The organism is Rhodococcoides kyotonense, from assembly GCF_001645385.1.
GTDB classification, from domain to species: domain Bacteria; phylum Actinomycetota; class Actinomycetes; order Mycobacteriales; family Mycobacteriaceae; genus Rhodococcoides; species Rhodococcoides kyotonensis_B.
The window spans coordinates 52,879-79,665 of sequence record NZ_LVHI01000015.1; the positions used below are offsets into that span (position 1 = coordinate 52,879).

The 26,787-nt window shown below is 64.1% G+C and carries 25 protein-coding genes; 15 read left to right on the forward strand and 10 right to left on the reverse strand.

Going from position 1 to position 26,787, the window contains the following annotated elements:
• Window positions 1-351 precede the first annotated feature (351 nt).
• Window positions 352-1,407 (forward strand): hypothetical protein, encoded by a 1,056-nt coding sequence (locus A3K89_RS13540; RefSeq protein WP_157105331.1) that lies wholly within the window; start codon window positions 352-354, stop codon window positions 1,405-1,407.
• Window positions 1,408-1,526: 119 nt separating this feature from the next.
• Here A3K89_RS13540 and mobF read toward each other — a convergent pair whose 3' ends face one another.
• Complete coding sequence (mobF, locus tag A3K89_RS13545) at window positions 1,527-7,709, reverse strand: MobF family relaxase (protein ID WP_068426818.1); 6,183 nt, start codon at window positions 7,707-7,709, stop codon at window positions 1,527-1,529.
• Window positions 7,710-7,914: 205 nt separating this feature from the next.
• On the opposite strand from mobF, the gene A3K89_RS13550 reads away from it, so the two are divergent.
• The 4 genes from A3K89_RS13550 (at window position 7,915) to A3K89_RS13565 (ending at window position 10,219) form a co-directional block, all read left to right on the forward strand.
• Window positions 7,915-8,343, forward strand: coding sequence for a hypothetical protein (locus A3K89_RS13550; RefSeq protein ID WP_068426821.1), 429 nt, complete (start codon window positions 7,915-7,917; stop codon window positions 8,341-8,343).
• A gap of 33 nt (window positions 8,344-8,376) precedes the next feature.
• Entirely contained in the window at window positions 8,377-8,979 is a 603-nt protein-coding gene (locus A3K89_RS13555) for a hypothetical protein (RefSeq protein ID WP_254303525.1), read from the forward strand.
• Between the two features lie 52 nt (window positions 8,980-9,031).
• Window positions 9,032-9,757: a hypothetical protein gene (locus A3K89_RS13560; RefSeq protein WP_157105333.1), complete on the forward strand. Its 726-nt coding sequence runs from the start codon at window positions 9,032-9,034 to the stop codon at window positions 9,755-9,757.
• 123 nt (window positions 9,758-9,880) lie between these two features.
• A complete protein-coding gene (locus A3K89_RS13565) occupies window positions 9,881-10,219 on the forward strand; it encodes a hypothetical protein (RefSeq protein WP_068426828.1) in 339 nt (112 codons plus the stop codon).
• A 174-nt stretch (window positions 10,220-10,393) separates the two neighbouring features.
• Here the strand turns inward: A3K89_RS13565 and A3K89_RS13570 are convergent, their stop codons facing one another.
• Window positions 10,394-11,020, reverse strand: coding sequence for a DUF6308 family protein (locus tag A3K89_RS13570; protein ID WP_068426831.1), 627 nt, complete (start codon window positions 11,018-11,020; stop codon window positions 10,394-10,396).
• 41 nt (window positions 11,021-11,061) lie between these two features.
• The gene (locus tag A3K89_RS13575; protein ID WP_157105334.1) at window positions 11,062-11,391 is read right to left on the reverse strand and encodes a hypothetical protein; all 330 of its coding nucleotides are present in this window, start codon (window positions 11,389-11,391) and stop codon (window positions 11,062-11,064) included.
• Between the two features lie 273 nt (window positions 11,392-11,664).
• On the opposite strand from A3K89_RS13575, the gene A3K89_RS13580 reads away from it, so the two are divergent.
• The 3 genes from A3K89_RS13580 to A3K89_RS13590 all read left to right on the forward strand — a co-directional run bounded on the left by A3K89_RS13580 (window position 11,665) and on the right by A3K89_RS13590 (window position 14,444).
• Entirely contained in the window at window positions 11,665-12,084 is a 420-nt protein-coding gene (locus A3K89_RS13580) for a hypothetical protein (protein WP_068426838.1), read from the forward strand.
• Window positions 12,085-12,204: 120 nt separating this feature from the next.
• Complete coding sequence (locus tag A3K89_RS13585; protein WP_068426841.1) at window positions 12,205-13,140, forward strand: hypothetical protein; 936 nt, start codon at window positions 12,205-12,207, stop codon at window positions 13,138-13,140.
• 371 nt (window positions 13,141-13,511) lie between these two features.
• A complete protein-coding gene (locus A3K89_RS13590; protein WP_068426844.1) occupies window positions 13,512-14,444 on the forward strand; it encodes a hypothetical protein in 933 nt (310 codons plus the stop codon).
• A gap of 111 nt (window positions 14,445-14,555) precedes the next feature.
• On the opposite strand, the gene A3K89_RS13595 is transcribed toward A3K89_RS13590, so the two are convergent.
• Window positions 14,556-14,885 (reverse strand): CopG family ribbon-helix-helix protein, encoded by a 330-nt coding sequence (locus A3K89_RS13595; protein ID WP_157105335.1) that lies wholly within the window; start codon window positions 14,883-14,885, stop codon window positions 14,556-14,558.
• A 680-nt stretch (window positions 14,886-15,565) separates the two neighbouring features.
• Here A3K89_RS13595 and A3K89_RS13605 point away from each other — a divergent pair.
• Window positions 15,566-15,877, forward strand: a complete 312-nt coding sequence (locus A3K89_RS13605) for a hypothetical protein (protein WP_157105336.1) — start codon at window positions 15,566-15,568, stop codon at window positions 15,875-15,877.
• 492 nt (window positions 15,878-16,369) lie between these two features.
• Here A3K89_RS13605 and A3K89_RS13610 read toward each other — a convergent pair whose 3' ends face one another.
• The 3 genes from A3K89_RS13610 to A3K89_RS13620 form a co-directional block, all read right to left on the reverse strand.
• Window positions 16,370-16,585, reverse strand: a complete 216-nt coding sequence (locus tag A3K89_RS13610) for a hypothetical protein (RefSeq protein WP_068426852.1) — start codon at window positions 16,583-16,585, stop codon at window positions 16,370-16,372.
• Between the two features lie 80 nt (window positions 16,586-16,665).
• On the reverse strand, window positions 16,666-17,100 hold the full coding sequence (locus A3K89_RS13615; RefSeq protein WP_157105337.1) for a hypothetical protein: 435 nt from the start codon (window positions 17,098-17,100) through the stop codon (window positions 16,666-16,668).
• Window positions 17,101-17,178: 78 nt separating this feature from the next.
• A complete protein-coding gene (locus A3K89_RS13620; RefSeq protein WP_068426856.1) occupies window positions 17,179-17,436 on the reverse strand; it encodes a hypothetical protein in 258 nt (85 codons plus the stop codon).
• A 112-nt stretch (window positions 17,437-17,548) separates the two neighbouring features.
• Between A3K89_RS13620 and A3K89_RS13625 the strand changes: the two genes are divergently transcribed.
• Entirely contained in the window at window positions 17,549-17,767 is a 219-nt protein-coding gene (locus A3K89_RS13625; RefSeq protein WP_068426858.1) for a helix-turn-helix transcriptional regulator, read from the forward strand.
• Window positions 17,768-17,814: 47 nt separating this feature from the next.
• Window positions 17,815-18,702 carry a DUF2971 domain-containing protein gene (locus A3K89_RS13630; RefSeq protein WP_157105338.1) on the forward strand — a complete coding sequence of 296 codons (888 nt, stop codon included), beginning with the start codon at window positions 17,815-17,817 and terminating at the stop codon, window positions 18,700-18,702.
• On the opposite strand, the gene A3K89_RS13635 is transcribed toward A3K89_RS13630, so the two are convergent.
• From A3K89_RS13635 to A3K89_RS13645, 3 genes are all read right to left on the reverse strand, one after another.
• Entirely contained in the window at window positions 18,651-20,393 is a 1,743-nt protein-coding gene (locus A3K89_RS13635; protein WP_068426864.1) for a ParB/RepB/Spo0J family partition protein, read from the reverse strand. The genes A3K89_RS13630 and A3K89_RS13635 overlap by 52 nt on opposite strands.
• Before the next feature lie 95 nt (window positions 20,394-20,488).
• On the reverse strand, window positions 20,489-20,773 hold the full coding sequence (locus tag A3K89_RS13640; RefSeq protein ID WP_068426867.1) for a hypothetical protein: 285 nt from the start codon (window positions 20,771-20,773) through the stop codon (window positions 20,489-20,491).
• A gap of 221 nt (window positions 20,774-20,994) precedes the next feature.
• A complete protein-coding gene (locus A3K89_RS13645) occupies window positions 20,995-21,378 on the reverse strand; it encodes a hypothetical protein (protein WP_068426870.1) in 384 nt (127 codons plus the stop codon).
• An 839-nt stretch (window positions 21,379-22,217) separates the two neighbouring features.
• Between A3K89_RS13645 and A3K89_RS26170 the strand changes: the two genes are divergently transcribed.
• The 4 genes from A3K89_RS26170 (at window position 22,218) to A3K89_RS13665 (ending at window position 26,475) form a co-directional block, all read left to right on the forward strand.
• Window positions 22,218-22,835, forward strand: coding sequence for a tyrosine-type recombinase/integrase (locus A3K89_RS26170; RefSeq protein ID WP_217266260.1), 618 nt, complete (start codon window positions 22,218-22,220; stop codon window positions 22,833-22,835).
• 154 nt (window positions 22,836-22,989) lie between these two features.
• Complete coding sequence (locus A3K89_RS13655; protein ID WP_167674300.1) at window positions 22,990-25,245, forward strand: tyrosine-type recombinase/integrase; 2,256 nt, start codon at window positions 22,990-22,992, stop codon at window positions 25,243-25,245.
• 97 nt (window positions 25,246-25,342) lie between these two features.
• Window positions 25,343-25,759, forward strand: a complete 417-nt coding sequence (locus A3K89_RS13660) for a DUF6153 family protein (RefSeq protein WP_068426875.1) — start codon at window positions 25,343-25,345, stop codon at window positions 25,757-25,759.
• 83 nt (window positions 25,760-25,842) lie between these two features.
• A complete protein-coding gene (locus tag A3K89_RS13665; protein WP_068426879.1) occupies window positions 25,843-26,475 on the forward strand; it encodes a DUF305 domain-containing protein in 633 nt (210 codons plus the stop codon).
• Window positions 26,476-26,787 lie beyond the last annotated feature (312 nt).

Here is a 26,787-nt window from a genome sequence, read left to right on the forward strand (position 1 = left end):
TCGGGACCTCTGACTCACCATCACACCCCGCGATACGGTCCGTCAAGAAGTCTTGACGGACCGTATCGCCGTAGATTTGGAGGGGCGGTGAGCCATAACCTCGGGCTCTGCGCCCCGCAGACACCGGAGGTCATTTCGATCGACACAGATTGTCCACATGGCACTCTGTGACCCATGGGCACGCTACCTTCGGACCGATCGCTCTCGGCCGGCAAAAGCACACGGGGTTGGATAATTGCGGGAGTTGTCGCTGTAGTACTCGTTGTAGCCGTCGCGATTACTACATTCGTGGTGCGAGCCGATCGCGGCAATTCACTCGACCTGTCCAGCTTCCCCCGAACCCTGGCCTGCGTGTCCGTGCCGCAGGAATACCCTGCTCCCGGAATAGCCAATGTGCAGGCACCGGATCCTGTGCTTGCGCAAACGGTCCGGATGGAACACCTCGGCGCACAGCGCATCGAGGTCGTCATCAGCTTCGCTGATACTCCGCCGCCCGCCCCCAGACGGGTAGCGATGCCGGGATATCCCGCAACTCAACTGTTCAACGAGGCCGGCAGCATGGACTTCACTGCCCTCATCTTTCCCGGCGGATTGGACGAGAGCAGAGACCCAGACAGGGACGACAACTACAACCTGTCGATCTCCCGGGGAGAGGATGCAGAGCCTCACTTCGTCGACGGTCAATGGACGGTCACCGGAGCATCGGAATTTGGGGACGACACCCCAGCCGAGAGCATCACCACGCCAGTAGAGTCCGCACAGGCGCTGGGCAACACCATCGCCTTCACCATCGACCTCGCTGCGTACCCGCCGCTCTCCGCGGGTTGGACACAGAACCCCGAGGTCATCGTCTACCCGAGTTCGTACGGCTACCCGTCTGCCACCAACGGCGGCGGTCTCACGCAGTACCAGCGGCAGAATTGCACCGCCGATGAGCCCAAGGCAGATAGCGTCGCCAAGCCGACAGCGCAGGATTCCCGGACACCTTCACCGGACGCTTCGACGCAATCCGACGGTCTATTCGCCGGCAGCCCCGTCTCACCAGGCGCGTGTGCCAGCACCGGGATCTGCCAATTGTCCAGTCCGAGCGGCGACTACTACTGCACGATGTCGCGAACGGGTGCATTCTGCTCACCACCACTGGGCGAACCACTGTCCACCGACACCGGTGCCCGACTCATCAAAGTGGGATCGGACGGCGAAACCGGCCTACTGCTCGACTCGGGCGGCAACTCGCACATGCAGGACCGAAACACCATGAAAGATACGACGTTTGCCTATGGCCAGACCATGACGGCCTACGGGATGACGTGCGCCTTCGACCCCGACACCGGTGGCGCACGCTGTAGACACGACGCTTCCGGGCATGGATTCGACGTCAACACGAGAACATACGGGTTCTTCTGACACTCGGTGGAGCAGTCGGCCGAGCCCTCGATTCGATGCGCTGAGCCGCGTTTGTCCACTGCCTTCGAGCCTTGAGGCGTCGGTGGCCACCAATCCGGAGCGTGACACAACCGCGATGCTTACAAGCCCTGCTCGAGGTCATGGCTTTGATTTCGTTCTATCCCCGCGTCGAGTGGTCCAAGCCCGTCACCACGGCCGGAACTCGTACCCGGCCTGACTCTCACCGGTGGAGACACCAGTGCGCGGGGACGTTGATCGCGGTCCACAGGTGGTGTCCCAACGTCGCTTTCGCGGTCCGTAATTCCGGCGATGGCCGAAGCATCAAGGCGTTGTGGAGCATCTGCCGCCGCACGAACACGGCGTTCAGCGTCTGCTTGCCGCCCACCAACCCACATCGTTCTGCGGCGACGACCGCGCTCTAGGACAGCGGTGTCGAACACCTCTGCGGCAGCGAGGTCGCCTACGCGTTGGTCGGAATCGGATGCACGCTGAACAATGGCAGCCCACTCGCTCGTCCCGGCGCCTACACGGCCAGTTGCATCACGTGCTGCCCGTTGAAGATCGCGGATCTGACGGGCCAAGCGCTCTCCCCGGAGTCGCGCTTCGGATACGGCTGGTTCCAGTGTCTTGCGGTCGCGCCGTTTCGCGCTTGCCAGGCGGTCGACGAGGGTGGTGTGTTCGATGCGTGCTGCGTCGTGTTCGGCGGTGATGCGGGCCAGTTCGGTATCAAGTTCGCGGGCGGCGGCGATCGCTGCGGCTTGTTCGTCGAGTCGGGCGTACAACTTCTCCGTGTCGGCGACCACGGTCGCCTCGACGCGGCCTCGTCCTGCTCGGTCGACGAGTGCGTTCAGCTCTGCATCGGGTATGAGTCGAATCGGGTCCTGCAGCATCGTCGCCAGCAGGGCTGCGTCGGCGCCGGACAGCGTGTTCTCGGGATCGAGTCCCGGTTCGGTGTTCACTGTCTCCGTTTCGGCAGCGACGTCGACCGTCGCGGCCGCTGATGCCGCGTCTGGTGTTTCGAGCGCGACGTCGTCTACCTCGACGTCGTTGGTCTCGGCAGCGACATCGACGCCCTGCTCTGCCAATTCGGTGACAGGGGCGTTGATGGCAGCGCGCCGGGCGGAGTGCTCTGCACGCCAGAGCGCGCCTTCGATCTTGTCGGCTTCGGCGCGAAGCTCGGCGAGTACGCCGAGGTCGATGTCGGTGGCGGCGGCGCGTGCGGTGATGACGTCGATGTCGGTGACTTCGCCGCCGTCGAGGTCGGTCACGCGCTGGTATTCGGCGGCGGCCTCGTGGGCGCGGGTGCGGGCTGCGGCGGCGGTGCCGTCGACGAACCCGGCGCGCCAAATCTCCCAGTCCAATTCGCGTTGCGCGAGCAGGCGTGCATCTTCGTCGTCGCCGGCGTCCGCGACTGCCGCGGCGACGGCAGGGCGGACGGTGGTGTCGATGTGATGCCAAAATGCTTCCGCTTCCAGGGTGGCATCGATCCAGTCCTGTTCGGCGTCGAGCTTGGCGATCCGGGCGGGTTTCTGCCGGTCGGCACGCTCGCGGAGGTCAAGGACGATCGGGTCGGCGAACGTGACCGACGGGCTGGTGCCGTTGTCGATCGATTCGAGCATGTCGCGGACCGCCGACTGGGCGTGCTCCAGGTCGATTCGCAATAGTCGTACGCGTTCTTCGCTACTGACCGTCGGATACGGCAGCTCGACGACCGGCGCAACAGCGACGATGTCAGCGAGCCGGTCGAGAACATCGAGAACGGCGTCCGGGTCGACATCGTCGTAACCCGGGAAACCGCTCGGCGCCGACGCGTCGTCGAATTCCGGTGGCGGCGGTGCATCGTCGTACTCGACCGGCGCATCCAAGTGGTCGAGCGATGTCTGGTAGTCGACGTCGGAGCCGTCTGGGATCGACGGCGACATCGCATCGACCGGCCCGGTATCAGCGGATGTGTTGACGGCGGGCGGGAGGTTGTCGGGGTCGGCGAACTCGGGCGGAAGTACATCGCCGGTGGTCTCCCCGATCGTCTCGTCGACGGGTGCGAGTGCTTCTTCGTCCTCGGCCGTGATCGGTTCGACGTCGGGTCCGATGTAGGTGCGGGCGGCATGGTTCTCCCGGACCAGCATTTCCGCACGCCACGTCAACGCGGTGGCCAGTTCGTGGGCGGGCAGGGTGACGCCGTGATCGACCGGGTCGATGCCGCCGTGCAGGAACTCGTACGCGGTCCCGAGCAACTCCCCGGCCGTCCACGCGTTCGGGTCGGCGGCGTCGACAGTGGCCACCAGCGAGGGCCATGCCGGGTCGGACATCACACGTACGGCGGGTCCGTAGCCGAGGATCTCGATCAACTCGCCCGTCCACGTCGGGGCGAGTTCGGTGGCGTCACCGGTACTGCTCTCGTGCGCGGCGACGGACAGTTCCCGCGACAGCCGCCACCACAGTGCGGCAGCGGGCAGCTCGTCGGGCAGCGGTGCTGTGTGGAAGGCCTCGCGGACGAGGGTGTGGACGTCGATGCCGGCGCGGGCAGCGGCTGCGAACCGCTCGGCGAGGATCGGGAAGTACGGATCGCGGGCGATGTGCTCATCGAGTTCGTCGACGAACGGACGCCACCGTGCGACGGCGTCATTTCCGGCACCGATGACGGCGGCGACTCGAGCGTCGAGGCCGCGTTGCGCTTTCCGTGATGCGGCGGCGAGCTGATCGGGTCCGGTGGGTCGGCGGTCGATCGGGTCGACCGCATGCGCGGCCCGGAAGATCGCGAGATCCGCCAGCAGATCCAAATCGACGTCGGGGCCGCGGTCGGGGTCTGCGGTGAGGAACAGGCGTGCCCACTCCGGTGCGCTTGTCGGTGTCCACGATGCTGTGTCGGCGCGGATCGCGTCGCAGTGTGCGGTGGTGAGGTCAGCGCGGGCGGTGAGGTAGCCGCCCCACTCCGGTAGCTCGGCCAACCGGGTCGGGATGGCGGGCAGCCACGGCAACGGTCCGGTCCCAGCCGAATGCCCCGTGGTCGGGTCCAGACGCCAATCCAAAACGGCGGCTTTGTCGACAGCGGATTCGAGTTCGCGCTGGGCGACGGCGGCGCGTAACGCGGCGACGGGGTCGCGGCCGTGGGCGCCGATGATCGCCAAATGGCCGCGCAGCGTCGGCCATGCCGGTTCGTCCGTCAGCCCGGCGATCTCTTCTTCGGCGGCGGTGTCGATCGCGGCCGACACCTCGGGGCCGACGAGGATTTCCGATCCGGTCGCGACGGAATGGTCGTACGCGCGCGTTGCGGGGGCGAGGTTCAGGTGCGGGTCATCGGCAGCGGCGAGGGTGGAGTGCGCGGACACCTGCGCGCCGTCGCGGCGCAGGATCTCGCGTAGATCATCGACCGCGGTCGGAGGCAGCAGTCCGCGTTCGGTCATCGCGGTGTGCAGATCACCCTCGGACGCGGTGGCGAGGTAGAGGTGGTTGGCCTGACGGCCACGGGTGAGCGCGACGTACGCGAGCTGCCGAGTTTCGTCGCCGGTGGCCACGACGTGGCAGGTGTCGGCGGTCGAGCCTTGCGCCGAGTGCACCGTTCCCGCGTAACCGAGTTCGGTCGACTCGGAGACGTAGTCCGGATCGAGGGTGACGGTGCGGCCGAGTTCGAGATGACGCACCAGCAGTGATCCATCGCGGCCGACTTTCTCGACGATCCAGCGGTCGCCGTTGCGGACCCAGTCGGTCTTCGACAGTGCGTTGCGGCGATCGTTCGACCGCGTCCGGACGGTGTCCCCGGCACTGACCTGCAGACCGTCGGCAAGGAGCGCTTCACGGCCCACACGCTTGTCGGACGCGGCGAGGCGCTCGGTGCGGGCGCGGGTGTTGAGTTCGGCGACGAGCTCGCGGGTCGGGGCGAGCATGATCGCGTCCTTGCCGGATGCGTAGTCGGACGCCCACGCGATGTAGGCGTCGTCGGTGGCGGTCGCGATCGACCCGACGTGCACGCGCCGGTTGTCGATGTAGAAGCCGAGCGCGGCATCGTCGCCGTCCCGCAACGCCAGCGACGCGGCACCTTCCGCCGGATCACGGAACCGCACCACCTGCGACAGCGACAACGCTCCGACGCGGTCGTGAATATCGCGCAACACACCACCGGAGGCAACGGAGGCGAGCTGTTGATCGTCACCGATCAACCGCACCGTCGCGCCGCTCTCAGCGAGTGCACTGACGGCCTCGTCGAGATCGAGGGTGCCGGTCATCCCGGCTTCGTCGACGATGACGAGGGTGTCCGCGCCGATCTGCCTGTACCAGTCCGGAACGACGACGGGCAGACCGAGACGCAGGCGTTGGGTGACATAGACGAACTTCGCCAACGTATCCGTAGTTGTCAAGATATCTTGACGAAGCACAGAGGCGGCATCGGCGGTCGGGGCGAACCCGACAACACGGCCGCCGGCGTTCTGCCACGCCACCGTCAGCGCTTTCATCGCGGTCGTCTTGCCGGTACCGGCGGGGGCGAGCGCAAGCTGCAGTTTCGCGCCCGAGGTCGCCATCGCGCGGACCAAGGATCGTTGTCCGGCGTTGAGATCGCGGCCGTTCGCCGACGACTCCAGCAGCGCCATCTCCACGTGCGTGTCGGCGACGGCGACGCCGTCGGTGCGCTGCGCGAGCGCGACGATCCGCGCTTCCGCGGCGAGGACTGCTTCGGTGGTGAACAGTGCTGATTCGTGGCGGGTGTGCACGTCCAAACCGTCGCGCCGGCGCATCTCCGCCGGTGCGATCTCGGCGGCCGGATCGGTGTTCGCGGCACCGGAGAGATCGACAGACATTCCCACCCCGCAGGCGATGTCGGTGACCGTCTCGACGAGCTCGTCAATCCGCGCGGTATCGGGGTTCGCTGCGCGCACTTTCCGCAGCGCTTCGGCGCGAATGTTGTGCCGCTGGTACCTCGACCGTGACCGCGACACAGTCTCGAGGACAGCGTCTGCGGTCGTGACGGCCCACTGCATGTCGAGCTCGGCGCGTACGCGCGGCGGCTGATGCCCGGTGATCGACGCGATCAGTTTCGACAACTTCTTCTCGGAGCCGAGGATCTCCACCGCTTCACCGCGCCAGCCGCTCCGTTGGTCGGCATGGCTACGTGGTTCGTGTTTCGCCGCACGGGTTTCCAGCGTTGCCTGTTGCGCGAGTGAGATGGCTTCGATCGCGGTCGGTTCACGGCCATGATCGGCTTGGAAAGTGCGGGCGAGTTCGGCGGTGCGGACCTTGATCGCAGCACTACGCGAGGACCAACGCTCGGCGAGACGGTCGTCCATTCCGTCGATCTCTCGCACCGGCCGCTTCGACCGATCCTCGGACGGGCGCTCGCTGAACCGCACCCCGATCCGGTCACGCAATTGCGCTTCCAACACGGTGTTGTAGACCTCGGAGGCAGGAACGTTGTTGCGGTACAACGCAGCCCCATCGAGCGCCAACCACCGGATCGTTCCATCCGGCCCGGTAGTGGCGACCTTGTTCGAAATCGCGACGTGGGTGTGCAGGTTCGGATCTCCCGCGCGGGAGTCGCGGTGGGTGAACTGTGCGGCGATCAAACCGTTGCCGTCGACCTGCGCGACACCGCCGGTCCCGACGCGGGTGAAGCAGGCGTGCTTCTCCAAATACTCGATGGCGGCGGCGATCGCGGCTTCGTGCGCGGCCTCGATCTGCTGCGACATCTCCCGCGGCGCGACAGCCCACAACGCCGACACACTTTTCACGGGTGTGAACGTCAAGTCGAAACCCGCAACGGCAGTGGTTTTCTGCCGTCCGATCTTCGCCACCCACCCAGAAAGTTCACGCTCATCCAGCGGCGGCCGGTCGTACTCGGCGGTGAACATCCGAGTGCCGACCTCGGTGCGAATACGCGCCCGCTCATCGTCGTCGATCGCGGCGCTCCACTTCTCCCCGCGCGAAAGATTGTGGGCGACGAACGCTTCCGCGCACGCCACCCGATACGCCGTCGCACCGGAATCGATCTTGAACGCCCGACCCAACTTGCCGGCCTTCTCCGCATCCTTCGCCGATGCTCCCTGAGCGATCGCCAACGCGAACATGACGTCGGCGTTCGGGTGCAAACCCTCACCGAACAGCGCCTTCATCTGCGCCTCCGACACTTGCTGACCCGGCGCGACCGACCCCAGCTCCGCCAGACCCGACCCTGCCCACCGACCCGGGGACTCCCCCTTCTCGGAGTAGTAATCCGCCAGCGACGACACCCCACGCTCGGTCGAATCCGCAGCCGCGACCTGCCGAGTCAGGTACTCATACCCATCCCCAGCGGTCAGCTTGTGCAGACCCATCACAGCGCGGACTCTACCAGCGATAACGCGGGACGCGTCCGTAGTGCATGAGGTGTGTGGGTTCTAAAGGCGGATTGAGGGTGCGAGACGGGTACGGGCGGTCTTTGGTTCTGGGGTCGTGGGTTTCGGTGGTCGGGATCGGGACATGTGGGGAGGTTGTGTCAGGAATCGCGGATTTCGCTGTGATCGGGCTAGGGTGTCGGGCATGGCATCGACTCAGGCACGGCAGAGCGCTCGCGCTCGCGCTCGCGCCGCACACCAAAAGGTCGTGGCCGACCGCAAAGCACGCGACGACGCGAACATCGCGTCGATGACCGAATACTTCGCCGCCGCCGAACAAATCGACGCAGCGCAGCTCGTGATGGCGAATGCAATCGAGGCGATCCGCAAACGAGAAGGCACGCTCGCAAAAGCAGCCGAGATCCTCGGCCTCGGAACCGGACAGGCTCGCAAGCTTGTTGCTCTACTCGACAACCCATCGTCGGCAGCCGCCACCAACAACGCAGATTCCTCTGATGACGAAACGGCGGCGGTCAACTCGGCCGACATCGACCAGGCCGACTCCTTCCCTGCTGCCGACATCGACACCGCTGTCACTGGCACTCGGGTCGACTCCGATACGGCCACGACGTAGCGGTTGGGGCGGTGACGCGTGACGGAAAGTGAGATGACTAAGCCGTCGCTGTTCGACGATTACGACGAGCCCGCACTCATCCCTGCCCCGCCGATCCAGCTCGCGTTGTTCGGTGACGACACCGACATCGCACCGCTCGTTCCCAATCGCCGTTTGTGGCGGCCGCTGCAACAACCACTGTCGGAGAAAACAGTGGCGCGGTTCTGGAGGAAAGTCGTCAAGACACCGACGTGTTGGTGGTGGCGATCAGCGGTCAGCTTCCCCGATGGCTATGGCAGATTCACCTTCACCGACGGCAACACCCCACGCACCCTTTCGGCGCACCGTTTCGCGTTGTTGCTGGCGCACGGAGACCTCGGCGACGGCATCGTCGGTGAACACGACTGCGACGAAACTCTCTGCGTCCGTGTTGACGATGGGCACCTCAAACTCGGAACACAATCAGCGAATCTTGCACACGCTGTTGCGATGGGACGACACATCGGACCCGCACCCGCAGGTGGTGATCCGCGCGGACGATACGGACGCGCGGTCGCCATCCGAGATGCACTCAAAAATGGCTACGAACCGCAACTTCTCGCCGCCGCGCTCGCCGGCCACACCATCCCCGGAAACACCGCACCGACACTGTTCTGACCCTCCGGTACCGGGTCAACGACCACAGATTCGACGAGCAACGGAGAGCCCGATGACTGAGCCAGACAAAGATCCGTTCCCGGCCGTGCGCCCGCCCCGGCAGCCGAAACCCGTTGCACCAGGCTCCTCATCCGACCGATTCGAAAAGCTCATGCCGGTCCGTCGAAAATTGGACGGACTCCGGATCGCCCACCTCGACGTCGGTCTGCACGTTGTGTCTGCGGGTGAGGGAAAGATCTTCACAGCGGACCTTGCCGTGATGGCCATGCTTCAGCGCGGTTACGGCGTCCTGGACGCACTTATCGACGCGGTGGACAACTACAACATGCATGCGGCTGCGCCGCTGCTTCGACTACAGCTCGACACCCTGTTTCGAGTGTCCTACATGGCCAACCACGCCGAGGCAGACAGCCTGGCAATACGTCTACTCAACGGTGAAGAGTTCCGCTCCATGAGAGATGCGGACGGCAAGAAGCTGACGGATGGTCGGCTGCAAGAGTTGGCCGCAGCACACCACGACTGGGCGATAGCGGTCTATCGAGAAACCTCCGGCTGGGTTCACTTCTCCCTCAGCCACATGAAGGCCACAACTCAAACCGGAGACGACGGCTCGATCTTCATGGGGATTCCTCTTCGGCCCACGGTGTTACCGGTGTCCTTGTGGTTGGAAGTGCTCGGCGCGGCAGTGCAGGCGACCGACGAGATCTTCGAATACGTCCGTAGGTGGGCAGAAACCAAGGCGCACTCAGCTCGTCGGATCCGAGATGCGAACACGTGAACCGTTGGCGCACCTATGTCGGTGCCATGACGTAGACAAGAAAGACATAGCGCGGGACTGCCCCAGGTTTGGTTGACATCTGAGCTGTGAGGATCGCTCCTCACGGTGGAAGGACTTTTTCCTATGACGCTCTCCTCGCTCTTCACCGCCGACGTCGGACCTCTCCCTCTACTCGCCATCGCCGGTGCCGGATTCATGATCTGGTACGTGCGGTATCTCGGTGAGAACGACCCCGGATGGAAGGGGTTCGTCGCGAACATCCTCACCGTCATCGGGATCGGTGCGTTCCTGATCGTCCTTGCAGTCGTCTTCTCCGCGTTCATCGCCGCGATCCTCGCGCTCGCCGCGGTGATGCTGTTCATGCTTCCTCTGTTCGCGCTCGGCGGCGCCAGCGGTGTCGCCGACCGCAGACCCAGGCGCGGGTACCGCCGCGACCCTTACGGCAACGACTACTACTACTGACCGCACGCCGCGCACGCGCAGCCCTTCTGCACGAGGCACAACGACTACGTGTGCGGCCCGTGCCGGCGGGCTGTGCACGCGATGCACGCACCCATTGAATGCATTACTCGCGACACCTGCACCGAGGGTTGCGCGACCCGCAGCGGTCGAGACGCGGCGGCGGGTGCGCGGTTACTACGTCGTGGTGCCGTGCATCCAACTGATGACGTCGAGGACCCGCAACGTACTGATCTCGTTTGGCAAGCCGGCCTTCGTTCGGATCGATCGCAACCGCTCGTCCAGCGCGCCCATGTCGGCGCGGAGCGCTTCCCTGATGGGGTCTCGGTGCCGGATTGTCGTGTTCAGAACACGTCCGACGACCACGTCGTAGATCGGCACCAACCGGGGGCGTTTACGCGCCATCAATTTGGTCGCTTTCGTGCGGCCGATGTCGGCGACGCTGCGCAGTTCGTTCTCGAGCAGCAGGATCGGTGTCTCTGATGTCAGCGCGTCGGTCTCTTCGACGAGGTCACGGTCGGGGCCTACCGATTCCAGCAGTTCGGTGAATCGGTCGGCGCGGGTGACAAGCAGCTCGCGTGCCGCGCTCGCTTTGACCTCGACCGACAAGAAAGTGATCGCGACCAGATCGTCAGCGGTGAACCGATTGGCGTCAGCCTCGCGTCCTTCCGGTGCCCAACTGTCGAAGAACGCACCGGTGTAGCAATCGCCGCCGAGATAGGTGTTCCCGTAGTACCGCCGCAGCACAGCGACCGCGTCGTCGTCGGTGTCAGCGATCAAAGGCGGGGGGAGAGTCACACTCATAACGGTCGATCGTGCCAAACGACACTGCGATCAACGCAGTCTCATGCGGAGATGCGCTCGATGCTGTTGACCACCAGCGCAATACGCTCCTCCGAGATCGACACGCGTCCCACGACAGCGACCGGGGCATCGGTCTTGATACCCGATCGGCCGATGCGTGCAAACGCACGCGGGAAGATCATGACCTCGATCGAGTCCGCGGCGTCGACGAGACGCCCTGCTGCCCACTGACCCGACTGCACACTTGCCTTCACGGTGACCGCGTCGAGCCTGCCGCGCATGACGACGTTGGCCCCATCGGGGACATCACCGTTGAGCAACGCTCCAACCCGCACGTAAGGCTGCGGCCCAATGACGTAGTCATCGATCATGGCCTGCACAGTGCCAGCAGATACCGACACGAACGCTGCGGTGCGAGCCCGACGGGATCACGGTTCAGAACTCGTAGCGGGTCGCACCGTTCTGCATTAAGCTCTGCACCAAGTTCGAACGTCGATGAGGGTCACGTTCGAGCGCGCCCCACCTGTACCAATCCACCCGGCTCTGCGCATTAAGGCGCTGTGGTGTGAGCAACTCCTTGTATGAGCGCTCGGTACCTGTCCGGTGGGGATTTCCGCGCACCGAATCTGGAAAGGCCCTCACTGATGTCCTTGACTCCCACGGTCGACAAAAACACCGTCATCGCACGCGCTCGCGCCGCGATCGAGAACCGCACCAAATACATCGAATCGCTCTTCGACGCCGCTCAAGCCGCCGACGCTGCACGCGAGAAAGTCGCCGACGCAACCCGCATCGCCGAACACGCGCATGCCGAGCACGCTGCCGCCTACAAAGACGCGATCGAGGCCGGGTGGACAGCGGCCGAACTCACCGAAAGCGGACTCGCCGCACCGCCGACACCGGCAGGTAAGAAGTCATCCAGAGGATCGGCGAAACGCACGAGCAGTCGCGGTACGCCGCGTCGTCGAGTCGGTGCAGAACACTCCCCCAACCAGTCGCCGACCGGCAACTCCGCTGCGTCCGATGAGCCGGCCTCGCCGCCCTCATCACAGCCCGTGTCCTAACCCCGGCACCTACACCTGCGCGGGACTGTCACACCCTCCTGCTCGTTTCTCACACCGCACGCGCGGCCACCGCACCCGCACAGCGGTGCACACCCACACTCTGTGAAGGACCCACTAGTCATGAGCCAGCCCGAATTCAATGTCGAAGTAGCCACCCTCGATCGCCGCGGCGATCCCGGTTTCGTGCACTTCCGCGGCGCGTTCTACACCTCCCTCTCCGCTGGAGCATTCGCACTCACCCAAGCAGCAGCCCTGTCGGACACCAGAGAAGTCGACACCGTTTCGGTCGTTATCGACTCGGTCACCGGCGGAATTTCTCGTCGCGATGTCGAGTTCATCGGCACCCCTGGCGAACTCGCCGCCGAGCTGACCGCGCTCCCGGCCTACGCATCCGGTGCGCGGCGCACAGTGATTCCCGCACCCCGCGCCGTCACCACAGCCGTCGACGCTGTTCTGAAATCGTCCCCGCCGTTGCCCGACATTGCCGTCGATGCACCCGGCGTGCTCGACGTCGAGGTGTATTCCACCCGCCCTGGCCCCATTCCGAACTCGCGTACCGAGGTCGGCGCATATGCCAGCCACGACGCGCACCGGATCGCCCAAGGTCTTGCCCGCGATCTCGACGGCACGATCGAACCGATGCGCAGCGACACCGTGCTGCGCGTCATTCATGAAGCGGACGTCTCCGATACCGAACGCATCGCCGCCGAGCGATCCGCTCAGGTGCAGAACTTGCGTGCGAACATCTCCGCCCTCGACCCGGTCGCCGACGCCGAATACATCACCGCACTCGCAGCCGACCTCGACGAGCTGCGGTCGAGGTCGACGCCGGGCGCACGCGCCGACAACAATCCAGCCGTGTCCACGTCTGTGACACCTGCTTCGAATGACCTCGACCTCGACCACGCTTCGAGGCGGCCCCGGGGGTTGGTCACTGCCCCGACCGGACGCTCGTCGTCAGGGGCTGCGCGGACTGCCTCGACCCCACTGCGCACCTCGCCGGCCCCGACACACACAGCGGCAACGTTACGGTCGGTCGATCACGGACTCGGATGACCGGACAGGGCGCGCGTGCCGCCCGCGGACGGCACATCAGAACGGAGCAATCGATGTAGTGAACAGCGGCAGTCACGCAGTACAGCTCGACGATCGACGGTGAGCGGACTGCCGCTGCGATTCGGCCTGGACGACGGAGGCACCCGCCATGTGTGCGGTGCCTTCGTCGATGCTCGCAGGGGTGTCGCTTCGAGCCCGTGTTGACGAGTCCAACGCCCTGAACGTTGTGATGGAGATTCGGGCACCTGCCGACCATCTAGTGGCGTCATCGCCATCTTCCTGTCGGACCGTCGTGGCATTGTCTGCATCAAAATTCAGGCGGGCCCCACGGAGTTCACGGTCTGCCTCCACTGAGTCACCAGGAGACGATCATGCCCGCGTCCGTCGATTTCGACCGCGTCACCATCACCAGCCCGGAAGTGCACGCAGATGCGCGATTGCATTTGTCCTTTCACCGCACGCTGCGGGTGCCCGATGACGGCTCGACGTACGACCTGCCGCCCAGCCTGGGCACCTTTCCCCTGCGTACCGGCGGCTCGTCGAGCATCATCGACGCCGACAGGCCACTGACTCTGCCGATGTGGCAGGCCGAGGCTTGCTGGATCGACTTTTCCGGTACTTACCCGTACCTCGTCACTGTCGGATCCGGAGCTATCAACGCGGTGACCGGCGGCGAGTGGTCGCCCGTTCCCGATTTCGCGGCCGAAGACTACTTCGAGGTACCTGAGCAGCCCTGGCTCGACGGATTCAACGTCGGTGAAGGCGAGGTGCGTCAGTTCGTTGCGATGCCGTTGGGGTCCGGCATCACCGTCGAAGAGCAGGTCTCCGACTCACCCGCGGCAGGCGGCATCAACATTGCGGCGTACCCGTTGAAAGCATCGAAGTGGGAGGAGATGCGCCCGACGTACGAGCACACGGGTGTGGACTTCTGCGCACCTGTCCTGTGCGCATCACCGCCTCCGATGGGCCTTGCCGGCGGCGGGTCGATCCGTCAGTCGATCAAGACTCCGGTGCGCGTTCAGGACGATTGGGACCTCGAACACGGCAGTCACTTTCACGTGAACATCACCAACAGCGCTGTGTGGCAGCAACTTACCGGTCAGAGGCCTCCGACGCTTCCTCCGACCGCGGCAGAGTATGCCCGCCACGGACTGCCCTGGTTTGTTTGGTACGACGATGCCACCGCAGCCCGTCATGGTTCCGAAGTCTTGAAGGGCACCTTGTCTGCGTCTGATTTCGGTGCCCTTCCGGACAACGACAGCTTCGACAAACCGGAACCTCACGTAGTCGGCCCCGTCGCCTGACCCCACACCGGGAGGGCCGGGTGTTGCGCGCTCGTCGAGAAGCCCGCAACATCAACAGACGAGGCTTTTCACGGACAGAGCGTGGCGCGGTGCTGGTTCAGTGGCGACGCACTAAGCGCTGTGGGCGTCGGCATACTCGGCCACTGCATCGCGTAGCACCGCCGACCGACTGCGGCCTTGCTTTGCGGCGATCGCGTCGATACGTGCATCCAAGCGAACGGGGAGTCGGACCTGTCGCACCGGGGACTCGGTGCCGGGTTCGGAGTCGGGATCCAGCGATGGGCGCCCTCCGACGCGGTCGAGCAGAGCCCGGCCTGCAGCGGCAGCCTCGCGGCCCCGCTTCGCCGTCGTCGACTTGGCCGGCAGGGTCATGTCGTTCTCTGCCCACTCGGACAGGGAATCGTAATCTGTGCCCGTGTCGGGCTTGTCGATGTTGCTCATCATGTTCACCTCTGGTCGGGTATCGGTCGGGCAGTAGAGAGCTGGGTCGTGTCGATCACGGATATGGCGGTCGCTCAGTCGTCCATTCGGTCGAGATGTTTTCGCCGTGCTTCCATGACGTGAAAGACGACCATGTCGCGCGGCGGAATCATTTCCACCATCACTTCGAGAAGCGGCCCTCCCAGTGTGCGCGGCGGTCCGATGAACAACGTCGGTTTCGCGTGTCCCGGGACGCGCGGTTTCGTCGAACTCCTCCTCGACGTAGTAGGCGTTTCCTATCGCATGTAGGGCGTCGTCGCGGTCGATTCCGTGCTTGTCAGCGCTCTTCGTCCACTCGATCCCCATATAGGTAGTGTACTACAAAACCAGGGTTTTGTAGTACACTACCTCGAATCGGTGTCGGCGGCAGAACAACTTGCAACCTGGGGACGGGTAGGTCTGGCTGGTGGTCAGTCCGGCGTTCCGATGTATCACAACCGCGTTCATCGACGCCGTTGCCAGTGCTCGGCACATACGCCGACAGCGGTGAGCCCTCGCCTACTACCAGCGTGACGGACAGCTGACCGACCGCTGCGTGACGCCGAGTGCAAGACAAGTGGCAACCCGTAGGATCAGCGCCCTTGGCCTTATCGGAACCCGCGGTGGGAAGCTGTGCTGACCCAACAAGTCAGGAAAGAAGATTGGTGAGAGCAGATCACGACCCAGCGCAGGCAGAAGCAGAGATGCAGCCTTTGCAGGCGAAGGCCTTCCAGGCCGAAACCGTCAGGAACGCCGCCCTGGAGTTCGAGGAAGGTCTTGTACGCGAGATAGATGCGGCGTCCGAGGCTGGTGATGAGGTTGAGGTTGCACGGCTGCTCGAGGAGCACCAGCGCGCGGAAGCGGCACTCGAAGCCGCAGAGGACGAGCTTGTATCGGCGGAGGGTGAGATCAGTGCCGCAGCAACGTTCTGGTACGAAGAGGATGAGGATGAGGATGAGGATGAGGATGACTAGCGCAGGATCTGGTGTCCTAGGAGTGGAAAATGAGTAGGTTCCCTGACGTCGATTGGTTTTGTGACCGGTGCAATGCCCATCTGAACGTTCAAGTCGGGTTCAACGACGGGAACTACACATGTAAATGCGAGGGGTGCGGGCACAAGAACAGCATCTCGCGAGACAACATTTTTGCTTCCGCAGAAGACTTCTTCGGCGGCGCGGATCCGATCGGTTATTGACACGAATGCGCCACGATGACAGCGCAACCTCCGAGAGCAAAGCTCATGAGGGCGCTCCCGCATCGCACCAAGACCAACAGATCCCCAGGTTGTGTCGGTCACTGCTTCCCGCGAAAAGGCGTTGAGTTCCTCCGTCTGTGCGTTGCGCGCGTCCGCGTTCGGGGTACTCGAACAGGTACCCTCCGTCAGCTCGTCAACGGCCTGAACGAAGGACGCTGGACGCCCCCACAGCGCGGTAGTCGCGGCGGACTGCCGTCGTTGCCTAGTTGCTTCACCAGCCGCGCGACGCGGGACGGGTGAAGGACTGAACACTGAGCAGCAGACGGGTCTTGCTCACGTCGACCACGACAGGGTAGATGCCGCTGCACCAGGCTCCGGGCGCGTCGATGATGGCGATGACCTCGACACGTCCGGCGGAGGCGGGGCGGTACTCGAGGATCTCGACGATGGTGCCATCGAACTGCGAGTCGAGCGAAACAAGCTTCATTGCAACTCCTTTGATGCTGCGTCTGACAGCGTGGACGTCGGGGCGGCGAGGAGATTCGGGTGGCGAGAGTTCTCGTGCACTCACGTGGCGTCCTCGACGGTCAGGCGCCACATCGTGCGCGCAATGCCGACTGGATCGCTGCCGGTGGCCGGCCACTCCGAGGTCGGTACCCAGATCGCTTTCGCCGGTGCGGCCGCGGTGGCCCTGATGTGTCGGCGGCGGTCGTATCGCGCGTAGAGCCCGTCGCCGGGGACCTCGACCACAGCCATTCGGCCGGTGTCGTGGCCGTCGAAGACGATGTAGTCACCGTCCTGCCGGAACATCGGAACGTCTGCGTCGTCGTCGAAGTTGCCGGCCTTGTCGTGTAGCGCGGTCAGCACGGCGGTGGGCAGCGGTTCGGGCGTGAAGTCGTCTGGGTGTAGAAGATTTGAGCCATGGCGGCCTTTCTGGTCGGCGCGGTACGTGATCGGGGTGAGAAGGATGTTCAGGACGCGATCTCGCGGCAGCGTTCGCATTCCCATCCCATTTGTTCGAGGGTGCGGGTGCGGCGTTGCTCGCAGAGCCAGCACGCCTGGTTTCGCTTCGACGCCGGATCAGGTTCCGGCGCAGGCACTGTCGCGGCGCGGCCGCCGGTAGTGGGCGAGTACATCAGCATCTCGGGCGGCGAATTCGGCGGCGACCTGCTCGGCATCGACTACGGGACCGTCCTGGGCCTGCAACATGTCGCCGAATGCGCGCTGACACGCGATGCACACGTCGCCGGGAGTTGCGACCAGTGCATCGCAGCCCGGAATTGCGCAGAATGTGAAGAGCTTTGCCTGCCAAACGATTTCGCTGGGTATCGAGGCCATACGCAAACCTTACAGCGTGAGACTGTAGAGTCAAGACCTTGAACCGGGATGGGTACAGTTGGAGACTGTAAGGTAGAGGTGGATCACTCACCCTCACCTCAGGAAGCAGTCGATGGCCGACGAACTCACCACCGCCGAAGTGCTGGCGCTGATCGAAGACAAGACCGGCAAGGCGATGGCGCCGAAGACGTGGACGTCCTACGTCTCGCGCGGCCAGGCGCCGAAACCTGCGCGCCACCTTTCCCGCACTCCGCTGTTCGCGCGCGAGGACATCGAGCACTGGATCGCCAATCGCCCGGGCATCGGCGCGCGAACCGACCTGCGTAAGTGACCTCGATCGAGGATGCTGGGCCGGATGCGCGGCCAGCGGAACAACCGGTGACACCATCCGGCCCGCTGTGGCACTACACCGACGCAGCAGGGCTGTTGGGGATTCTCGGCAACGTCGACAAGCAACCCGATCCGGACGTAGTGGGGTCGGGCTCCTTCAAGCCGGTCCTGCGGGCGACCGCAGCGCAGTTTCTCAACGACCGACGCGAACTGACTCACGGCCTGGACCTGGTGCTGAAACATCTGCGCCTCTGGGGCGGTCGAGGACTGTTCAAGAGCAATCCGGACGGTGAGCTGTTCGTCTCCAAGGTGTGTGAGACCATCCAGTCGATCATCGACCGGCAGTATCCGCACTACCTGCATTGCTGCACTGTCTCGTTCTCGGAAGACCCCGACATGTTGAGTCAGTGGCGCGGATACGGCCAGGGCACAGGTGGATTCGCCATCGGATTCGATCCTGCCGCGTTTCCCCGGTCGGACGGCTCGACCGTTCACCGCGCTGGGCTCGGACTGCACCAGGTGCAATACCTCTCCGACACCCTCGAACAGCCACTGATCGACGCTGTCGACTGGTTCGTCGCCGAAACAATGGACCCGAAGCTCACCAAGAAGCCGAAAGGACACAACCTGCACAGAGCCGTCCAGTCGCTCGCGTTCGTCGCGGCAAGCGTCAAACACGAGGGGTTCCGGGAGGAACGGGAATGGAGGTTCATCCAGCCGGGATTCTTCGACAAGCCCGAGTTCCGGCCTGGTGCAACAGGCCTGGTGCCGTACCGCAACGTGACCGAACTGACGCAGGACGCCGTCGTCGGCCTCTACGTCGGACCCGGTCCACACCAGTACGAGAACTACATTGCCGCACAGTCGATGTTGCACCGTTACGGCTACATCCAGGCTGCGAACAACGTGCGCTGCTCTGACACACCGTTCCGTTGACTGCACCAAGCGTCAACATATCTTGACGATAGGGAAGGCCCCGGCCATCGTGTAATGGTCGGGGCCTTTTTGCCTGCGATGGTCAGGCGTCGTCGGCAACGGCTGTGTGGGCGTCGTCGACGGTGATGTTGCCGATCGCAGCCTGCTCGATGGGGCTCAGGGTGTGGCCACTGTCGGCGAGGAAGGTGAGGTAGTTGTCGATGCCGACCATTCCTCGGTAGTGCCTGGAGGAGAACCGCCAGTAGTCCTTGGCGTCCTGCGGGCCGGTGAGCCTGGCCTCGAACGCGGTGAGTACTCGGGCGAGCAGCAGGACCTCGGCGCGCGACGGTGGCACTGTCGGCTTTCTGTGCGGCATCGCGCAGCGGTGAGCCCATGATGTCGGCGTAGCGCTCGCTCGATTTGGATTCGGTGAACACATCGCCGTGGGTGGCCAGGGCGGTGACGATCCATTTGGTGGCGTTCTTGGGGGCGGTCTTACCGGACAGCAGGCCGGTGAGGAACGTGCGCCGCGCTTCGGTCGCGGTCGCCCCGGCCCGGTTGAGGGCCTTGACCTTGCGGCGTTCCGCGCGCTCCTTCTCGACGCGCTGCGCTTCGGCGTGAGCCGCTGGATCTGCGTCGCCGGCGACTGGTTGCGTGGTACGTGCGACGGTCTCGGGGGCAAGCCCGAGTCCGGTCTCGGCGCGGTGGTCGCGGTGCAGGAAGTATTCGTGAGTCCACGGGGTGATCATCTCGACGCTGTCGAAGTGCACCAGCCCCTCTTGCGCCTCGGCTGCGGTGTCGTCGTCGGTGTCGAAGTCGATGTCGTCCTCGTCGACGGCGGCGTGGGTCTTCTTGTCGACCCACATCGGGTCGGATCTGCAGGTGTAAACGTGCCACAGATGTGGTGCCAGCTCCGGCGCATCGGCGTCGATGGGTTCACCGTCGGCGGTCCGCAGGTCCGCGAAGGAGAACCACTCCCCTGCGCTGGTGGAGGGTTCGTCGTGCAGCAGGGTGAATCCACGGGCGGTGTAGTCGGCGGCTGCGGCGCTGGCCTCGGTGCGTTCGGTGACGCGGCGTTCGAGGTTCCGCAGTTGGTACTCGGGGCTGTATCCGCGCTCGAAAATGGTCTCGATCGCGGTGGAGATCCACGGCTGTGTCTGGGCGTCGTGTTCGAGATCGGCGAGCAGTGCAGCTCCTTCGAGGGTCAGCTGGCGGTCGTCGAGCTGGCGTCGGGCGCGTTCGGATCGTCCTGCGCGTGCGGCTTTGTCGGCGTAGTCCTTGCGTACGTGCAGGGTGGTCGCGACCTGCGCGGCATCGAGCCCCAGGTCGAACAGTCCAGCGACGGCGGCGGCGCGTTGGCTCTTGGTGAGGTCTTCGCGCTGGTCGTTGGCGACGACCTGCGCGGTGATGCGCTCGATGCCTGCAGCTTTCTCGTCGTCGCTCTGCTCGCGTACCACGACGGGGATCGAGGTCAGGCCGGCTTCTCGGGCAGCGAGGGTACGACGTTGACCATCATGGATTTGCAGGGTTCCGTCGGCGCGGCGGACCGCCGAGACTGCTTGGAGGACACCGTGGGCGGCGATGGAGGCGATGAAATCGGGGTTGTCGGTGATGACGACGCTGTCGCGGACGTTCTCGGCGATGTCGAGGGTTGCCGGGTCGGCGTGGATGAGGCTGTAGCCGGTGGGGGCCAGTGGGGTGGCTGTGCTCATGATGGGCGTTCTCCCTGGTTAGTGTGTTCCAGTGAGGCACCGGGCAGATACCAGCTGCCCGGTGCCTCGTTCGCTGGCGTGGGGTCGGGTGGAGGTCAGCGGTCGGTGGTCTTCGCGACGGGGATCTCCCAGATCGGGTCGTCGTCGCAGGTGTCGCTGATGTCGATCCAGCGCCCGGTGATCTCGTACCCGTGCTCGCCGAGCAGCACCTCGGCCATGTCCGGAGTCCAGTCCATCGGGGCGTGCTCTTCGATGTCGGTTGCGTCCAGGTACTCGACTTCGATGCCGCCACGTCGGATGGACACTCCGAGACCATGTTCGGGACGCTCGTCTGCGTATTCGGAGGTGATTGCTGTGAGGTTCTGCGCTGTCTCTGTCATGCCTCCAACCTTACAGTCTCAAACTGTAATGTCAAGGCGTGCAACAACATTCGTGTGAATTACATTCGGCACGGTGCTAACGTCACCGATGAAAGCCGTCAAGAAATGTTGACGGCATTTGACCCTTGCCGCCGCCCGAAGCACGGTCGGCGACACCCTCAGCGCGTCACAGAGTGAGATATTGGACCGAATGCCGTTGCTACGCGGGGAAGTTCGCGAACTCAGGCCCCGTCAGGCTCCGTGGGGTTTTTCACCCTCGGTCGTAGGTTGTAGCCGCCGTACCACTGGTGCACCGCCTGCTTGCTCATGCCGAGGACGTCGCCGATCTTCGACCATGCCGTCGGCGGGCTCTGACTGCGCAGTCGCTCGATGATGGCGTAGCGGTCCGCGATCATTGTTGATGCCAGGAATGCGTTGATCTCGAGTGCCTCGAAATCGGAGACTGCTTCGCGGCGGCGGTGCGCAGCGTCGGCGATCCACTTCGGCGCATCCGTACGTCCGAGCTCGCGCACTCCCTCGGCGAGTTCCACAGCATCGAGCGCGGCCTTGTACTCGTCATACATCGCAGTCAATTCGGCTGCCGTGAGCTTCTTCTCAGAATCCATATCGTCAACATATCTTGACGTCATCGAACCGTCAAGATATGTTGACGCAGATGGTTCAGGGGGTGTGTTGCTCATTCGAGCGGTTTGGCCGCTTCTGCGGGGCACCATTGCCTGTCGACTTGAAGGAATCCAAGTTCGTTACCCGTGGGGATTCGATAACTCAGGCTGCAAAGCCACTGTCCGCGTGTCCTGTTAACTGCACCTGATTCCGATCTGTGGATGTAGTCTTCGAGCTTCTGACGCAACGGGGGTGGCGTGTAGTGGACGATTGTCGGCGGGGTTTGGCGGAGGGGCGGATCGGGCTTCCAAGGGCGGGGGCTCTGAGACGGTCAGAGGTGCCGACGGTATTGCCGTACTCGGTGTGGTTCGGAGATCTGGAGGTCGAGCCGATCTCGGCGTATCTCACCAGTCTGATCGTCTCCGATGTCAGCGCTTTGACGATTCGATCCTATGGCCACGACTTACTTCGTTGGTGGCGTGTTCTTTCGATGGTCGAAGTGCCTTGGGATCGAGCGGCCCGCGCGGAGGTCGAGTTGATGGTGAGTTGGATGCGAACGGCTGACAACCCGCAACGTAGACGCACGAATCTGTCTGCTCCGCAAGCGGGTTCGGTGAACGTCAAGACTGGGAAGCCTCTACTTGGGGCCGGTTATGCAGCATCGACGATCAATCATGCGGTAACCGTGGTCGCCGGCTTCTACGACTATCACCGCTGTCACGGCCGTGGGCCGTTGATCAATCCGGTACCCGCTTCTGGGGATCGCGCACGGCTGGGCCAGCGGGCGGCTTTCGACGGTCGCCCGCACCATCGCCGAGGCCCGCTGCGCCAACGTCAACCGGTGCGTGCACCCCGGTCGATTCCCGATGCGCGCTGGTCGGAACTGGTCGGGGCGCTGACCCACGACCGTGACCGGGCTTTGTTCGAATGCGCGGTCGCCTCCGGCGCACGGGCGAGCGAATTGTTGGGCGTGCGCGGTGAACATGTCGATTGGGGCGAGCGACGGTTGTGGGTCACCACCAAGGGCACCAGGGAAGTCGAAGCAGTGCCCGCGTCGTCGACAGCGTTGGAGCTGCTTGCTCGATACTTCGATCATTCGGGAACACCTCGACCGGACGAACCGGTCTGGCGGACTCTGCGCGGCGACCCGCGCCCTCTCACGTACTGGGCGTTGCGACGAGTGATGCAGCGCGCCAACTACCAGTTGGCGACGAACTGGACGTTTCACGACATTCGCCATACCGCCGCAGCGAGGATGGCAGGCGACCCGGAATTGACGCTACCCGAGGTGCAATCTGTGATGCGTCACCGACATCTCACGACCACCGAGCTCTACCTGATTCCTCGAATCGAGGAGCTGCATGACAAAGTGCAAGAACACTTTTCGAGACCACGACCAATCAAGACTTTTGCACCTGGATATTCCGCCGACGACATCGCGGCGGTGTTCGGTGAATAGCACCCGCACAGACCGGCGCCCGCTCGGTCGGCTGGCAACTCCGAGCACTCCCCGTCAGACCAGGTATGTCCGCCCGACTGTCGTTCCCGCTGCCGCAGCCCCGCGGGTGATGCACCGCTTCGGCGATCTGAGCTGCGCTCCGTTCGAGGACCTGGTGGCTGCGACACGTACGGCGTGGCCCGAGCCGACACACCGTCACTACACACGCAAGCGAGGCCTGCGTCTGTTGACGCAGTACCTCGGTAACTATCCTGGCTCGACGTGGCAGCACCGTTGGGAGGCAAGTGAACTCAACACCCGGTGCATATCTCCAGTAGATCTGACCGACAACGTCAACGAACGCGCGAGCCTCGGTCAAGCACTCGGCGCGCTCTACGCCTTGCGGGTCATTCGGCCGACCCTGCCGGCTTTCCTGGCCGGCCACATGAAGAAGTTCGTCGACGACGTCCTGTCGGTCGAGGACGACCCCCTCCTCGACGCCTATGTCGCCTCGGTGCACTCCGCGGACGTTACCCAGGCATTCAAAACCGCAGCGATCGCCGACGTCTGCATCGCACTGATCGTGCAAGGAATACACTTCAACGACCTGACTCCGGAGGCCTTCCTGCATCACGCGATGCAAGTCCGCCACACCAAAAGCCGCAGCGGCCAGCACCTGAACAAGTACATCGGCCACCTTGCCTGGCAAACCCTGTGCAGCAGCGGGCACTTCCCGGCGCACATACCACCGACGCTGCGGGGAGCCCTGCGCTCCCCGCAGCTCACCACGACAGAAATGGTCGACCGACACGGTGCGATCGACCCCGACGTCCGACAGATGTTCATCGACTACCTCGACCGCCGATCGAACGACGTCAAATACTCCACCCTCAACGTCATCGCGACCAATCTCGTCAAGTCCTTCTGGAAACAACTCGCAACGATCAACCCCGAACAAGCCGATCTGAGGGTGAGCGACGAGCATTACCGCCAGTGGCGAGCCACCGCGAACGTTCGTGAAGACGGCACGCCGCGGTCGAGCCCATGGGTGGTTTTGAGCACGGTCCAAGCGCTCTACTACGACATCCAGGCCTGGGCGGTCAACGAGCCGCAACGGTGGGCGCGGTGGTCAGCCCCGTGCCCGATCACCCGCACCGAAATGCGTTCACACGCGGCACACAAACGTCGATCACGCGAACAAACACACGGTGAGATCCGAACTCGACAGCCGCTCCTTCCGGTGCTGGTCGAACACGTCATTAGCCGCTACGAGCACTGGCGTGGACTCCTCGAACACGCCTCGGCGACCGAAGACCAGGGCACCTTCGTCTACGACGGTGACACCTTCACCCGCGTGATCACACGAGGTGACGCACAACTGATCCGCGAGAACCGGCCGCCCCGGGTGCACGTGCTCCCGCCCGGACGAAGCACGGTCCTCGACGTCGGCCGACAAGAGGATGCCGCATTCTGGACATGGGCGATCGTGGAAACGTTGCGGTTCAGCGGAATCCGGATCGAAGAACTCACCGAGCTCTCGCAGTTGAGCGTGCGGCAGTACCAACGACCCAACGGTGAAGTTATCGCGCTACTGGTCATTGCGCCGTCGAAGACCGACCGCGAACGTGTGATCCCGATGTCGGCGGAACTGTTTCACGTCATCGCGTGCGTCGTCCGCCGAATCGGCGCCGGCGGCAACACGGTGCCGCTGGCCACCCGATACGACGACTACGAACGCACCACCAGCGATCCGCAACCGTTTCTGTTCCAACGCAACATCGGTCAACGAATAGAAGCGATGACCCCGAAGACCATCGGCGTGCAACTACGTCATGTCTGCGAGCGGCTCGCCGAGACCGACCCACGATTCGCCGACGCCCACTTTCGCCCCCACGACTTCCGGCGCTTGTTCGCAACGGACCTGGTCAACAATGGACTGCCGATCCATATCGGGGCCGCACTCCTCGGGCATCTCGATCTCAACACCACACGCGGTTACGTCGCGGTCTTCGAGGAAGACGTCACCCGCCACTACCAAGCCCACCTCGAACGCCGCCGAGCGCTCAGACCGCAGGACGAGTACAAACCGGTCACCGCGGAGGAATGGACCGAGTTCGAAACCCACTTCGACAAACGAAAGATCGAACTCGGCTCCTGTGGCCGCCCTTACGCCACCCCGTGCAGCCACGAGCACGCCTGCATCCGCTGTCCGATGTTGCACGTCGATCCGAAGATGGTGATACGACTGACCGCGATCGAAACCGATCTCGAACAGCGGCGCGAACGCGCCCTCTCCGAGAACTGGCTCGGAGAAGTCGAAGGCCTCGACCTCACCCTCACCTTCCTCCGCGCCAAACGCGACGAGGTCGAACGCACCCGAAGGCGGACGACATCGCTGGGGCTACCGACCTCGCCGGCCAACAAGCAATGAGCCGAGCCGCGACGACACACTTGCGTCAAGAACGCTTCGAGCGATGGCGAGCCGATCCTTATTACCCCTGGGGGGTATCCGTTGCTATCGTCGGGGCATGCGATCAACGACCATGCACTGGCGGCGGGGCTTCACCCCTCCGGTAGTCGTGCTGGTCGTTGTGACCGCGCTCGGGGTGTTGCTCATGCATTCTGTGACTGCCCCGATCGGGCGCGGCGCCGAACACGCGGCCATGTCGACGACGTCGACGACGTCGACGATGCCGATCATGGGTGACGAGTCCGTCCCGGTGGCTTTCGGCGAGCACGACTGCCCTACCGGCCACCAGATGATGCACCCCTGCATAGGAACGGTGGCGTCCTGGCCGGCGTTGACCGTTCCGGTGACCGACGTCGGTGCCGAGGCCGTTCAGAGCACGATGGACCGCATTGGACGCCGCGCCGATTCGGCGCTCGAACGTGCACCGCCGTGGACACTGTGGGAGCTCGATCGTTCGGTGATCTTGCGAGTGTGACAGGGAGACCGAGACACAGGTGTCTCGGCGGATCGCAGTTCCTCCGCACTTCCCGAATCACATTCTCTTGCAAGGAGTTCGACATGCGTTCCACGAAGATCGCGGCCTCGGTCGCCGCGGCCGCCATCAGCGCCGCCCTGATCGCCGGCTGTAGCGACGATTCGTCGTCGACGTCGATGGAGGGCCACTCGATGGGCTCGTCCTCGGTATCGGCTACGGAATCGACGACCGCCGAGTCCGAGTCGGCCCAGTTCAACGATGCCGACGTGATGTTCGCGCAGATGATGTATCCGCATCATGCGCAGGCCGTCGAGATGGCCGATCTGGTGCAAGGCCGGACGTCCAATCCTGATGTGGTTGCGCTCGCTGGTGCGATCGCGGCGGCGCAACAGCCGGAGATGGATCAGCTCTCGGCGTGGCTGTCGGAATGGGGACAGCCTGCTCCATCGACGGACATGGGATCGATGGATCATTCCGGTGACGGGTCGATGGATGGGATGATGACCCCGCAGGACATGGCTGTTCTCGAGGCGGCCTCGGGCGCCGATTTCGATCGTCAGTGGTTGACGATGATGATCGAACACCACACCGGCGCAGTCGACATGGCGGAAACCGAAATCGCCGACGGATCCAATCCGGACGCGATCGCCATGGCCCGCGACATCGTCGAGACCCAGCAGGCGGAGATCTCGCAGATGCAGCAACTCCTCGGCTGAACATGACGTCACCACCGTCTCGCCGAGACTGACCACACGCAGTTGTGCTCCGCACCTAACGGTGGTGCGGAGCACAACTGCGTGTCGACTCATCCTGCGAGGACCGAAAGCTCTACGAAGCCCCGTGTGTCAGTCCTCGACGGCCGCTCGCTGGGGACCGGCTCGCGTCGATGTGGTGTCCGACTGCTGGGGCGCCGGCGAGGATGCCGGGACGACCGACCCCGGTGCCAGGCCCAGTCGCCGCAGAGCATTCACGGGGAGAGACTGCTCACCTGATGCCGGTGTGACACCCGTGCAGTTCCACCGAGCATC

Excerpts from the sequence above, each read along its gene's own strand:
- A3K89_RS13570 (WP_068426831.1), bottom strand. The coding sequence starts at position 11,020 with ATGAGTGTGACTCTCCCCCCGCCTTTGATCGCTGACACCGACGACGAC.
- A3K89_RS13590 (WP_068426844.1), top strand. The coding sequence starts at position 13,512 with ATGCCCGCGTCCGTCGATTTCGACCGCGTCACCATCACCAGCCCGGAA.
- A3K89_RS13645 (WP_068426870.1), bottom strand. The coding sequence starts at position 21,378 with ATGGATTCTGAGAAGAAGCTCACGGCAGCCGAATTGACTGCGATGTAT.
- A3K89_RS13635 (WP_068426864.1), bottom strand. The coding sequence starts at position 20,393 with ATGAGCACAGCCACCCCACTGGCCCCCACCGGCTACAGCCTCATCCAC.
- A3K89_RS13610 (WP_068426852.1), bottom strand. The coding sequence starts at position 16,585 with ATGAAGCTTGTTTCGCTCGACTCGCAGTTCGATGGCACCATCGTCGAG.
- A3K89_RS13555 (WP_254303525.1), top strand. The coding sequence starts at position 8,377 with ATGACTAAGCCGTCGCTGTTCGACGATTACGACGAGCCCGCACTCATC.
- A3K89_RS13625 (WP_068426858.1), top strand. The coding sequence starts at position 17,549 with ATGGCCGACGAACTCACCACCGCCGAAGTGCTGGCGCTGATCGAAGAC.
- A3K89_RS13565 (WP_068426828.1), top strand. The coding sequence starts at position 9,881 with ATGACGCTCTCCTCGCTCTTCACCGCCGACGTCGGACCTCTCCCTCTA.
- A3K89_RS13665 (WP_068426879.1), top strand. The coding sequence starts at position 25,843 with ATGCGTTCCACGAAGATCGCGGCCTCGGTCGCCGCGGCCGCCATCAGC.
- A3K89_RS13660 (WP_068426875.1), top strand. The coding sequence starts at position 25,343 with ATGCGATCAACGACCATGCACTGGCGGCGGGGCTTCACCCCTCCGGTA.
- A3K89_RS13585 (WP_068426841.1), top strand. The coding sequence starts at position 12,205 with ATGAGCCAGCCCGAATTCAATGTCGAAGTAGCCACCCTCGATCGCCGC.
- mobF (WP_068426818.1), bottom strand. The coding sequence starts at position 7,709 with ATGGGTCTGCACAAGCTGACCGCTGGGGATGGGTATGAGTACCTGACT.
- A3K89_RS13550 (WP_068426821.1), top strand. The coding sequence starts at position 7,915 with ATGGCATCGACTCAGGCACGGCAGAGCGCTCGCGCTCGCGCTCGCGCC.
- A3K89_RS13575 (WP_157105334.1), bottom strand. The coding sequence starts at position 11,391 with ATGATCGATGACTACGTCATTGGGCCGCAGCCTTACGTGCGGGTTGGA.
- A3K89_RS13620 (WP_068426856.1), bottom strand. The coding sequence starts at position 17,436 with ATGGCCTCGATACCCAGCGAAATCGTTTGGCAGGCAAAGCTCTTCACA.
- A3K89_RS13580 (WP_068426838.1), top strand. The coding sequence starts at position 11,665 with ATGTCCTTGACTCCCACGGTCGACAAAAACACCGTCATCGCACGCGCT.
- A3K89_RS13615 (WP_157105337.1), bottom strand. The coding sequence starts at position 17,100 with ATGCGAACGCTGCCGCGAGATCGCGTCCTGAACATCCTTCTCACCCCG.
- A3K89_RS13595 (WP_157105335.1), bottom strand. The coding sequence starts at position 14,885 with ATGAGCAACATCGACAAGCCCGACACGGGCACAGATTACGATTCCCTG.
- A3K89_RS13560 (WP_157105333.1), top strand. The coding sequence starts at position 9,032 with ATGACTGAGCCAGACAAAGATCCGTTCCCGGCCGTGCGCCCGCCCCGG.
- A3K89_RS13640 (WP_068426867.1), bottom strand. The coding sequence starts at position 20,773 with ATGACAGAGACAGCGCAGAACCTCACAGCAATCACCTCCGAATACGCA.